The following is an 11,778-nucleotide window of genomic DNA, read 5'->3' as shown; positions in this document are numbered from 1 at the left end:
CATAAAACTTCACCTGCAAATCTGTCAACTGACTGCCTGTCGATGTTGGTAGATCGTTATCATCTATGAGAGCGTTATCAGCAGTTAGGAATAAAACCGGTTCGTTATCTGGAAAAGGGTCTCCATTCTGATCATTAAACTTCAATTCTGCCCCCTGCAACACTGGTGCTTGAGTGGGGTCTGACTCTGGTGCTGAGAGACTCAAGTTAGCTTCAAAAGTTGCTAAACCGTCTTCGGCTCGTTGGACTCCTACTTCAGTCACCACTGGCAATCCTACTTGTGGGATAGCTATGACATCCACAGAAGAAATATCATAGGTAACAGTAAAACCTGTCACAAAAGAGTCAGGGTAGCTGCGGCCAGTATAGCAATGATCGCTGGCATCTTTACATATTACAACAATAGTCTCATGTAGTATTAATACTGTATGGCCTGCTTTTTTGATAAATTAGGCGATATAGCTGCCGCTAGGCTCCGCCAACGCCAAAGACTAAAGTTTTAAGAATGGGTCTTTAGGTATTGACATTTTATAGTTTAAGTTACTTTAAGTATCTTTAAAATCAAGTTTGAGTGTTATGGTACATCCTTACAGTCAAGATTTGGGATTTGACGGGCTATTAATCTGATTATTAATGGTATGTCTATCAGTTATCTGAGTCGTTTATTAAGTATAAGTCGGCCTACTCTTCATCAATGGCGAGATATATATTTAACCACAGGCTCAATAGCCTCTAAGGCAAATGTACCTCCTCCTCAAAAATCTAAAATTAAAGATTGGGAAGAATTTGAAAAATTTGTTGAGGCTAATCACGATCAAACTCAAAAACAAATGGCTGGAAAATGGGGAAATTGTAGTCGTTTTACTATTGGTAGAGGTTTAAAAAAAATTGGTTTTACTCGTAAAAAAAAACATATGGTTATCAAGAAAGAGACGTACTAGAAAGAGAAGAATTTATCTTTAAACACTCATCAAATAGACAAGAAAGACATTGTTTATGTAGATGAAACTGGAATAGATAATCGAGAAGATTATCCTTATGGTTATGGAATTAAAGGGAAAAGAGTAGCAGGTATGAAGTCAGGAAAAAGAACTGAGAGAGTAAGGACGGGTGGCAGCGATAAATCAATTCCCCAATGTTTGCTCCTTTAACATTTACACCGAAGTTGTAATCGTGACTTATTTGAAAACTGGTTGGAAAATTGTTTACTACCAAAATTACAACCAAGACAAGTGATCATATTAGATAATGCAACGTTTCATAAATCAATTTATATAGAAGAATTAGTGGCCAAGAAAGGGTGTCAAATCTGGTATTTACCACCCTAATCACCAAATTTTAATAAGATAGAACGTTGGTGGTTTGTATTAAAAAATTGGATTAGACAAAGAATAAAGGAATTTGACAATTTTAGAGACTGTGTTGATGCAGCAGTCAATTGAAAATCCTCAAGTTTTTCCGTAGTGGTTAAACCAATTCCTCGGAATTAAATTTCAAGGTGCAAGTCTATAAGACTGGGAGGTAAACATGGTGGCATGGGGTAAAACCGAGACGCGATTGCCGGAGGCACAGCGAAGCTATCGCGGACCGTGTGATGTCATATCTGGCAGAGAAAAACATATTTGGCTCACGACAGGGGGACCGAGTTGCGATTGCCGGAGGCACAGCGAAGCTATCGCACATCAAAAATATCAGTCATGTAGTAGGAGCTTATGTTACAAATGAAGATATTCGTAGCATGCAAAGATGCCAGCGCTCATTGCTATATAATCAACCTAAACGAGTCGATCTAAGAGGTGCTATTTTGTGCAATACGATCTTGCCTGATGGCAGCATTTGTAACGATGGATGTAACAATAAATAGTTAGAAAAAATAGCAATCCCCCTACTGTAATAGGATTGCTATTTTCTTTCCCTTCAAAATACTTTCTTGTTATGGAAAGAAATTAAGGATCGAATGGAGCATCAGGAATGTCAGTACGAAGAGATATAAACGTTATATTTTCTCCAGTATCATTAAGATAATCTTTGGGAAGAACTTGATAAAACCCCGAGGGCAGAGCTATATCTAACTTAAAATTAATGATTGCTTGTATAGTTAGTTTTGACTATAGTTGATAATGTAGAGATAGATATATTGGAAGACAAGTTATGGATCAAGAGAAATTCTTAGAACAGCATGAAAATGTTGAGAGAGATTTTTCCAGAAGACAAATTGAAGATAATTTCTCAGAACAGTATGAAAATGGTGAGAGAGATTTTTCGGGTATAGATTTAAGAAAATGTTATTTTTTTGATGCCCTCCTGATGGATATCAATTTAAGTGGCGCTAGTCTCGAAAGCGCATTCATAGAAGGGCATATAGGAAATGCTAATTTCAGTCGAGCTAATCTCAAAAAAGCTAGTCTCCGGCACACCTATTTCATAGGTACAAACCTGAGTTATGCTAATTTGAGCGGAGCTAATCTCATTTGTGCCGATTTTACTAATTCTGACCTAAGTTATGCTAATTTGAGTGGAGCTAATTTAGATGAAACTCAATTTATTGGTAGTAATCTCACAAATGCTAATTTAACTGACATCAAAATACCAAGAGACCCTATTGTTCATTATAGCACTAGACCTGATGGGAAGCTAATAATTAATCCTAGTAGAGGATTAGACGCTCAAAAACTTCTTAGTCGCTATGCAGCAGGGGAAAGAAACTTTGAAAAGGCGATTTTGCATGGAGTTGACCTCAGTGGTGCTGAATTACGGGATGTTAATCTGTTTTGCGCCCACTTTAGCAATTGTAATTTGAGTAATGCTACCCTGAGTGGGGATTGGAATGGATCCCAATTCATAAATTGTGACTTTAGAGGAGCTAAACTGGATTGCGAGTTGAATAGTGCTAGCTTTATTTATGTTGATATGAGAGAAGCAACAATCTGTGCAGATACGACTTGCACTCACTTCATTGAAGTCAACTTTCAAGATGCAGAATTAAGATGCAGTGGTGAATCTCTAGCTTTCTTCCACAATATAACTTTAAAAGACGGATTCTTTTTACAAGGTTCGAGCAATTATCCTGTTAGAGCAAATAAAAATATTGAAAAACTTTTGTAAACAATAAAATTAGGACTTACGCAAAGGTACTATTTATAGAGTTAAAAAACTATTGCGCAATAGGGCTTTGTTGCATGAAGAAGGTGTACAAAAAATAATGTGGGATGATTTTAATAGTTTTGTGGAACAGGCATCCTGCAAGTTTGCTGTTTCTTATATTTTCACACCGGGCAGGAATGCCCATATTTTCGGACGGGCAGGATGCCCATCCCACTTAATATTTATCCCTTAATGCGGAATGGATGCTAAGAACGCTACTTTCATGCAACAAAGCCACGCAATAGTTTTGGACGCTATATGTAGCGTCTCTGTGTAAGTCCTAAAAAATATAGCGCTGCGCTGCCGTGGAACAGGCAACAGGGAATAGGGAACAGGAAGAATGAATAGCTTATAATATCAGACTTTTAGTTATTGGACATCTCCTGGAATTTGTAAATATTAAGTGCGCACATTGCTATAATGGACATTGTCGGAACAATTATCAAAAGTTGTTCCGACAGACTATCCCTCAAAAAGCCTAACCGATCGGGTTCTCAAAGAGCAGATACTGCCACTTTAAAAAGGAACATATTCTCCGTCTTTCATCAACTTACCTCGAACTTCTTGATCGGTAATATGAGAAAGGAAATCAAACTGGAAGTTAAAACGAGGGTCAGTTTCCTCAGGATTTTGGGGGTCTTTTCTGCTGTTAAGAAGGTCTTGAAGTTGTTGAAGACCTATCCTCCAAGTTTCAGGATTTCTCCATTGATCCCGACTTTCTATAGGGTCACGTTCTTCACCCAACAATTGATTGAGTGGATGTTCTATCGGCAACTCATTGTCTGTTGGTTCTGCATGATTAGGCGTAATATACACAAATGCCTCTGCTTCTGATGTAACCTCCATACCCGGTTTCGGTAAAGCGATCGCGTTCTTCCAAGTCCATTCAGGAATTGAAATATTATTGTTAAATTTTTGAGGATTTGTATCTCCCTGATTTATTAGCTTTTCAAGCAATTCTGGTGCATTACTTTTTTTCTGTGAACTCCAGTCATTACCTAAACTTCCAGCGACAACGTAATACTCTTTTCCAGCCTCAACATCATTGCCTATCATTTTTTCGATGTTAAACCAAGCAGAACCAGTCAATGGAATGTCTGTAAATCGTCGATTATTATCCATTGATTGTGCAATTAAATTACTTCCCATGTAAGTTTCTATGGTATCCTTTGGATTTCTGTTTCTGTCTCTGTCTGGAATTAAATGACCTCTATCCATCCCTAAGCCCGTAAATATTGTTCCATTTACTTTTGGCCAATTAGGATGGGATGATTGCAAAGAGAAGAAAGGATCGTCTATAAATTCAATACCCAGTCTGGCTTTCTTTGGCACAGTCCATGTTTTGTTAACCTGCCAACTTACCCAGTTTGGTGTTTTGGTTTGAGTGTTATAAGAAACTGTATAACCTGGTTTTTCTACTAGCAAATTTGTTGGTGTTTCTTGAGTCGCATCCCATCGTGCATTAGTCGGATTTCCTAACTTAATGTGAGCGCTTTTGAAGAAAACATTGTCTATGAAAACTTCAGAATCTCCTTCCAAAGTAAATGTTAATTTAGCTGGTTTTCCCATAAATTTCTTCCATTCATCGCTAGAGAGTTTTTGAAAGGGAAATTGGAAGGTTTCAAATCCGCCCTTTCTTCTATATCCAATACTATTAACATTGTCTCCATATATTTCTTTGATTTTATCAACTTTTTGTTTATCTCCTATTTGAACCGTACCAGCATCTATAGCCAAATCTATTGTCTTGACTGGTATATTAGCCCCTTCAACTTCCAGTTGTACTTTCAACTTCCCACTTTCTTTAGGAGCATAAACATCAAACCTTAAATTCCCCCATTCAGGTATAACAAAAGGATTATGAGTGATTTTTGGGAAATTACTATCTAGTTTCAAGGCATAGTTGGCTGTAGTTCCATCATAACCAGCACCCTGCCGATACCGTAGTGGTAAACCAATGTTACTCCATTCAACTAATGAATTGACATTGGCGCTACTTCCACTATCAGAAGACGATGAGTTTGAAGGACTACTTCCAGACCATCCCGGAATCCCATCAGAAAGAGAATTACGCAGTAAACCATTAGGATTAAAAACTGCATCAAAATTACCATTAAACAAAGTCGGTACTGCAAAATCACCTTGACTTTCACGATCGCTAGTATTATCAAAACTCATAGACACCCGCTCCGACAACTTCGACTCCGGCCGCAAATCCTTACCACCACCAAGCACTGAATAAAACCAACCTGTACCGATACCTTCCCACGGTGCATTCTTATCCCCTAACTCAAAAGTAGCCTTATTATGGTCTGGAGTGTACCAAGGATTCGCCACCCCCGAAAAATCTGAGTCATATAAATGGTTGTGATGTCCATCTCCCAAACGACGATACAACTCATCTGGGGATTTCGTCACCGACAAATTAGTAGTACCATCATACCAAGAAAGCACCCGTCCGTGAACTGCACCACGACCTGCTAGGGGCAACTTCTTATCAAATTCCCAGGGAAAACTAGGAGCAATAGGCCAGAAGTTGCCATCAGTTTCCCTAGTAAAACCAGCTCGACTATTCTCATAATTCTCTTCAGCGGAGTTCGTACCCAAAAAGATATTCAAATCTGCATTCTCAATCAAGCGACCTGCTGGCGTTGCTGTCAATTCTAAGAAATTAGGGTCTAACTTCGGTACAGTCTGATAGTAATTATCTGCAAAGGTAACATTCTCCCAAACCTGTACTTCTGGATCGTTGAAATCACCAAATCCTTCTCCACCTATGAATGGGATCCATTCTGGGAAAGAAAACCCAGGCTGTTCAAAATCATGGGGGTCAATAGTTGTCATTTGTAAATCCCGAATTTCGGAACCTTCAGAATCCACTTGAGGAGTACCATCCGCGTTGAGTGGTCCTCCAGCATGGGGGAAGTGAGTTCCAATCCTCTGAATCATTTCGCTATTGACTACAGCACCACGACTGAAACCAATAAAATGTAACGGGGAGTCAAAAACAGCACCATGTTTGTTGACCAGTTTGCCCTCAATATTTGCAACTGTTCCTCCTAATTGTTGGTCGAGTTGAACCAGAGAAGCAAAGAAAGCATCTGCTGCTCCTTCACTGAAACCAGAGTCAGGAATTGACGATTGGTTATCAGAAGACCAATCAGTTAGTAACACTAAAGGTTTACCGTAATAATCAGAAATCTTAACATCTGACAAAAGGCGGCCCTCTTTGTCAATGGCATCCCAACCACCTGTTTGGCGATTGTACCTCATCATTAAACCCTCGCCACCAGACTCAGCGATATTATTGCCTAAGTTGTAAATATTATCGGGTATTCCCGGACTTTCTGTAGGCAATTTAAAGCCATGAGTAACCACGCTGACGCTGCTGAAAGTATTGTCAAGATTATGTTCGGAATTTTCGGTCTGGAAACTGCGAGACTCAAGCTCCGAATTTCCATTGCGATCGATAACTTCAACTGCCCAATGATAAGTCTGCCCTGCAGTCAAAGTCAATTCTTCTGGCAGAGTCAAGCTAGAGTTAGTGTTAGGCAGACCGCTTGTGGGCAGAGAAATTTCAGTTTGGCCATCGTGGCCATACCACTTTCCTGTATCCGTTACTGTATCTAGCTTCCAAGTTGCGGTCAAGATGCGCTTCGGATTAAAATCACCAATTCCATTCCAAGGTCTAGTCAGCAAATTCCGTTTCTCAGAAATATTCAATTCCGGTAGAAATGACTCCCGCTTATAATTATTTGAACTGAAATCATTTCATTTGCTGTCAGGATGTAGTAATGGCATCGCTCGTGTTACAATGAATTTGTAGTAGCGTTCAAGGAAAAACTTATGGAACTTCAAGAATTTTTGAAAAGATATAACGATGGAGAAAGAGACTTTAGCGGAATCGTTCTCAAAGCAGTCGATCTAAGCGATACCGAACTGACGAGCATCGATCTTAGCGATGCAGATCTAAGTAATGCTCATTTGACTCGTACTGACTTGACTGATGCTAATTTGAGTTATACCAATCTTAATGGTTGTCGTCTGCTGAATACTATTCTAACTAACTCGAATTTAACTGGTACTAATTTCAGAAATAGCAATTTGGAGAGAGCAAATCTGAGTTACGCCAATCTAATATATGCAAGTTTGGCTAACACAATTTTGAAGTTCGTTGATTTGACTGGTGCTAATTTGACTGGTGCTAATTTGACTGATGCTAATTTGACTGATGCTAATTTAACTGATGCTCTTTTTTGCAATACTGTAATGCCAGATGGCCAGATTGAAAATGACCCCGACCGAGTTCTGACTGCTGAAGAGTTTCTCAGACGTTATGCGGCAGGAGAAAGAAAATTCTACGGGATAGTCTTGCGAAATGTTGACTTAAGCGGTGCCAGTTTGGAGAGGGTTATTTTTGATAAAGTCAACCTGAGTAATGCGAATCTGGAAAATGCTAATTTAGAATCTGCCGACTTTAGTGATACCAATTTTACCGATGTCAATTTGAGTGGCGCTAATTTAGACTATACAAAATGGTCTGGTTCTAACTTAACTAATGCGAATTTAACTAACGCTCGTTTAACTTCTATTATTTTCGATGGCGCTAATCTTACTGGTACTGACATGACCAATGCTGAAAACTTGACTGGTAGCGATGAAGGTGTTGTATATTACAATACGATATTGCCTGATGGAACTGTTAAAACCGATCCCCATCATGCCTTTCTGAGAAAAATGTGGGAGCTAGGAGATTAAATCAAGACGATTCTTCCACAATGGAAGAACCATCATAAATCTATGTACTTTTTGCCACCTTAAACGGCATCACTGATAGTGCTTTCAAAAGGAGCAGACCTCAGCGGTGCTAAGTTTCATCAGGTTTCTCTTAAGGGAGTCAATCTGAGTTATGCCCAATTATGCGGGGCTATTTTAGAAGAAGTCAACTTTGACAACGCTAATTTAAGTAATGCAGATTTTAGTGGTGCAGTCGTTGAGGGTAAGACGATTCTGCCAGATTGAAGTTGAAGGCAATCGCTGTTGAGGTCAGAAATTATACATCTTCAAAAACTGAATTTTAGCATATTTTCAACCCTATTTCCCCTTCACAAATACTAATTTTAGGGGAGGAAATACCAGTATTTCTAAGCCTATGTAAGATATTTTTGTTTTCAATGTTGACCAGAGAGAAATTAATTTGATTGGATACGAAGTCAAAACCAGTTAGTTTTTTTTTAAAAGGAGAACAATAATGAAGAAAAACCTGAATACCGAAGATTTGCTTCGACAATATGCCATAGGGGAAAGGGATTTTACTAGCATTCACTTATCTGCGTATCTGAGCGAAGCAGATATAACAGAGATAAATTTATCTGAAGCAGATATCATGGGCGCGAACAGTTTTGAAAAGACAAATCTGACTCGTGCCAACTTGAGTCAGGCCAAAATGCTGGGCAATAACCTTAAGGGAGCAATTCTCAGTCACGCTAACTTGAAGCAAACCGATCTAAGTGGTGCAGACTTGACAAATACTAATCTTAGTTACGCCGATCTTAGAGAAGCTATTCTCACTGGTGCGGACTTAAAAGAAGCCGAGCTTCTCGAATGTAAGCTTGAGGGGGCAATCTTAGTTGCTGCCAATCTCAAAGGTGCTAAAAACTGTTGCATTGGTAGGGGAGCTTTAATTTGCAAAACAGTCTTTCCTGATGGAGAGTTCGTGCGCGGGCCTTACCTGTGGGAGTAATAATGGTTGTTGAGAAAATGGTACATAATTTTTGCTAGACTATTCAGAAACAGAAAATTATTGACTTATTATTAAATTATTAAATTATGAAACCAGCAGAAGAATTACGGTTACGCTACGCTCGTGGGGAAAGAGATTTTCAGCAACTCGAGCTTTTGAAGCCAGATATTGGAGGTGGTAAACTGGAATATGCTAACTTGACTGGTGCTGACTTAAGCGGGGCAAATCTGAGAAAGGGTTTTTTAAGAGGTATTCGCTTGGAAGGTGCTAACCTAAGCCAGACCAACTTAGAAATGGCTAATTTAGAAATGGCTACCTTAGTTGATGCTAATCTTACAGGTGCTAACTTACGAAATGCTCGCTTGAGTCCAGTAGAATCAGAATTGAGAGCAAATTTAAAAGGAGCAGATTTGAGTAATGCTATTCTTAGTAGTGCTTGTCTATATGACGCTAACCTAGCTAATACTATTCTGGTAGGAACTGACCTGAGTCAGACTGATGCACAAAAAGCCGATTTCAGCAGTTGTGTTATAACTCAAGCGAACTTTAACATTGCTGACCTCAGAGAAGCAGATTTTAGTAATTGCCAGATTACTGACACCAATTTCAGCGGTGCTGACCTCAGAGAAGCAAATTTTACTAATACGATTTTGGAACGAGTCAACTTCAACGGTGCTAACCTTAAAGAAGCGACTATGTACTATTCCCGTCTTACTGATGTCACCTTAGTTGATGCCGATTTCAGCGATGTCGATCTAGAATATACAGAATTGGAAGGTGTTAATCTAACTGATGCGAATCTGAATTCGGAAATTGTATATAATGCCGATCCGAAAATTCCTATAGATGCAGGGGAGTTGCTGACACGCTATGCTAAAGGTGAAAGAAATTTTGTCAGGATCAGATTTACGGGTCAATCTCTGTTTGAAGCAGATTTGAGTGAGATCAATTTGTTTGAAGCTGATTTAGGTGCTGTGGATTTTAGAGGTGCCAATCTTAGTTATGCCAATTTAAAGGGGGTCAAGATGGTTATGAGTAACTTCAGTTGTGCCGACCTCAGTTATGCGAATTTAAGGGGTGCGAAGTTGCTCGGTAGCGACCTCAGTTACGCCGACCTCAGTTACGCAAGTTTGACTGGAGCAGATTTGACTGGAGCAGATTTGACTAGAGCAGACCTCATATACGCTGATGCTACTGAAGCTGTTCTCAGTGGTGCTAAATTTGAGGGAGCAGAATGTAGGGGATTTGCAACGGAGAATGCTATATTGGTGGTCTCTAATTTTAAAGGTGCTAAGAATTGGCATTGTGGGATAGGAGCTTTCTTTTTGAACACAATTCTTGAGGATGGATATGTCGTATGCGGACCTGATTGGTCGGAATGAATGGACTATAAACAGGTTGTTGTTCTGAAAATGCGAATTTTGGGAAGTTGTACTCAGCATTTGGTTGCCATGATTTTGATAAAAAAACATAAAATGCAGTATCAATCGAATTTCAGTCGTTCCTGGTATAGCAGGAACGACTTCTACGAAAACGAGCTAACTGCTCTTGCTAAGACACAACGCCAGTTCGTTCGGTAGGACCATTGTCTACCCTTTCTTCAATTTGGTCTTGAATTTCTTCGGGAATGTTCGACAAGAGGTTTAGTCCCGTTACACTTTCAATATCGTCAACACTGAAACGCCACTCTCCCCAGTTGCGCCAAGCCTCCAATTGCTCTGGCGTTAAATCGGTTGGTCTTGCATTGTTGGGCGTAATCACACCAATAACTCGCGTGTCTTCTGTAATATCTGCAACGCCCTGACCTGGTTCAAGAACTACGATGACTTTCCAAGTTGCCTCGGGGTAGTTGATACCATTTACTCTGAGAGGATGATTGGCAGGAATCGGTGGATTATTCGGTAAAGGTGCCGAACCAAATCCACCAGATATAATATAGAGTTCTTTCCCCTCGGTCAAAACAAGTTGATCTCGGGCATATCCTTCGAGGTTATACCACGCCGATTGGAAACTGTCAGAATTATTATGGGCATGCTGTGGAAGCATACTGCTAGTGTAAAAAGTAGATTGCTGATCTTTGAGATTTCTGTTTCGGTGCGATCTCGTAGTCATGTGTCCTCTGTGAATTTGTCTTCCAGTCCCCGTGTACCATTGTCCTTGAGTTCCTTCTAGTGGTGGTAGAAGTTGAAAATCCCTATCCCACGCTTCGTTCTGTCTGCGTTCTTGCGCACCAATCCAGGAGTTATTCAGTTGGTAACTTACCCAGTTTGGTCCTCTTTCGCGGTTATTGTAAGATAAGACATACTGTGGTTTTTCAATCAAATAGTTGTTGGGTTGAGCTACATCAAATCTCGCTTTTTGTTGGTTTGCTCCATCTGCAGGATCGGTCAAGGTGGGATTTCCTAGTTTGAGATGAACGCTTTGAAAGAAGACATCATCAAGATAAATGGGGGTATTTCCTTCTAACTCAAACCGAAGTGTTGCAGTTTTGCCTCGCAAATCATCTGGTACTTCAAAGTGGAAGTTTTCAAAACCTTGTGTGGCAAAACCAATTTGATTGGGTTCGTGAGCGGCAGGATGTGAGTCGGTATCATAATTGCCACTGACCAGCTCGAGGGAATCCCTGCGTAAAACAGTGTCATTTAAGCGAGAGCGGATAGTGGTTAAAGTTTGCCAAGGTGCTGATGCTTCGTTTTCCTTCATAGAAACCCGAATTCTGCCACCATTGGGATTGGGAACATGAAGACTAAAATGCAATCCTCCCCGTATCCGCTCAATAAATTGGGGTAAGAAGAGAAAAAGTGCAGCTAGTATGGTAAAATATTACCCATGACGCCAAAAATATCATCATCAAAATTAGTGGCCACATTACTGCAATCAATTGACCCAGAA

At 39.8% G+C, this 11,778-nt stretch carries 8 protein-coding genes and 1 pseudogene; 6 read left to right on the top strand and 3 right to left on the bottom strand.

The genetic code is table 11. The annotated features are described in order from the left end of the window. The coding region (locus tag VKJ25_RS10850) for a hypothetical protein (RefSeq protein WP_324236650.1) at nucleotides 1-337 on the bottom strand (337 nt) is incomplete at its 3' end. Between the two features lie 238 nt (nucleotides 338-575). Between VKJ25_RS10850 and VKJ25_RS24580 the strand changes: the two are divergent. Both VKJ25_RS24580 and VKJ25_RS10840 read left to right on the top strand, forming a co-directional pair. Beyond that, a pseudogene (locus VKJ25_RS24580) lies at nucleotides 576-1,441 on the top strand (IS630 family transposase). 709 nt (nucleotides 1,442-2,150) lie between these two features. Further along, the gene (locus VKJ25_RS10840; protein WP_324236649.1) at nucleotides 2,151-3,104 is read left to right on the top strand and encodes a pentapeptide repeat-containing protein; all 954 of its coding nucleotides are present in this window, start codon (nucleotides 2,151-2,153) and stop codon (nucleotides 3,102-3,104) included. A 555-nt stretch (nucleotides 3,105-3,659) separates the two neighbouring features. Here the strand turns inward: VKJ25_RS10840 and VKJ25_RS10835 are convergent. Then, on the bottom strand, nucleotides 3,660-6,866 hold the full coding sequence (locus VKJ25_RS10835) for a DNA/RNA non-specific endonuclease (RefSeq protein WP_324236648.1): 3,207 nt from the start codon (nucleotides 6,864-6,866) through the stop codon (nucleotides 3,660-3,662). A 123-nt stretch (nucleotides 6,867-6,989) separates the two neighbouring features. Here VKJ25_RS10835 and VKJ25_RS10830 point away from each other — a divergent pair, with 123 nt between their 5' ends. The 4 genes from VKJ25_RS10830 (at nucleotide 6,990) to VKJ25_RS10815 (ending at nucleotide 10,268) form a co-directional block, all read left to right on the top strand. Further along, complete coding sequence (locus VKJ25_RS10830; RefSeq protein WP_324236647.1) at nucleotides 6,990-7,901, top strand: pentapeptide repeat-containing protein; 912 nt, start codon at nucleotides 6,990-6,992, stop codon at nucleotides 7,899-7,901. A 78-nt stretch (nucleotides 7,902-7,979) separates the two neighbouring features. Further along, nucleotides 7,980-8,165: a pentapeptide repeat-containing protein gene (locus VKJ25_RS10825; protein ID WP_324236646.1), complete on the top strand. Its 186-nt coding sequence runs from the start codon at nucleotides 7,980-7,982 to the stop codon at nucleotides 8,163-8,165. Nucleotides 8,166-8,421: 256 nt separating this feature from the next. Continuing rightward, nucleotides 8,422-8,886 (top strand): pentapeptide repeat-containing protein, encoded by a 465-nt coding sequence (locus VKJ25_RS10820; protein ID WP_324236645.1) that lies wholly within the window; start codon nucleotides 8,422-8,424, stop codon nucleotides 8,884-8,886. An 86-nt stretch (nucleotides 8,887-8,972) separates the two neighbouring features. After that, complete coding sequence (locus VKJ25_RS10815) at nucleotides 8,973-10,268, top strand: pentapeptide repeat-containing protein (RefSeq protein WP_324236644.1); 1,296 nt, start codon at nucleotides 8,973-8,975, stop codon at nucleotides 10,266-10,268. 169 nt (nucleotides 10,269-10,437) lie between these two features. Here the strand turns inward: VKJ25_RS10815 and VKJ25_RS10810 are convergent, their stop codons facing one another. Beyond that, the gene (locus tag VKJ25_RS10810) at nucleotides 10,438-11,589 is read right to left on the bottom strand and encodes a DNA/RNA non-specific endonuclease (RefSeq protein ID WP_324236643.1); all 1,152 of its coding nucleotides are present in this window, start codon (nucleotides 11,587-11,589) and stop codon (nucleotides 10,438-10,440) included. Between the last annotated feature and the right edge of the window lie 189 nt (nucleotides 11,590-11,778).

The sequence above is a fragment of the Okeania sp. genome, assembly GCF_035285525.1.
In the GTDB taxonomy this organism is placed as follows: domain Bacteria; phylum Cyanobacteriota; class Cyanobacteriia; order Cyanobacteriales; family Microcoleaceae; genus Trichodesmium.
This window is presented reverse-complemented; position numbering and strand designations above follow the sequence as displayed.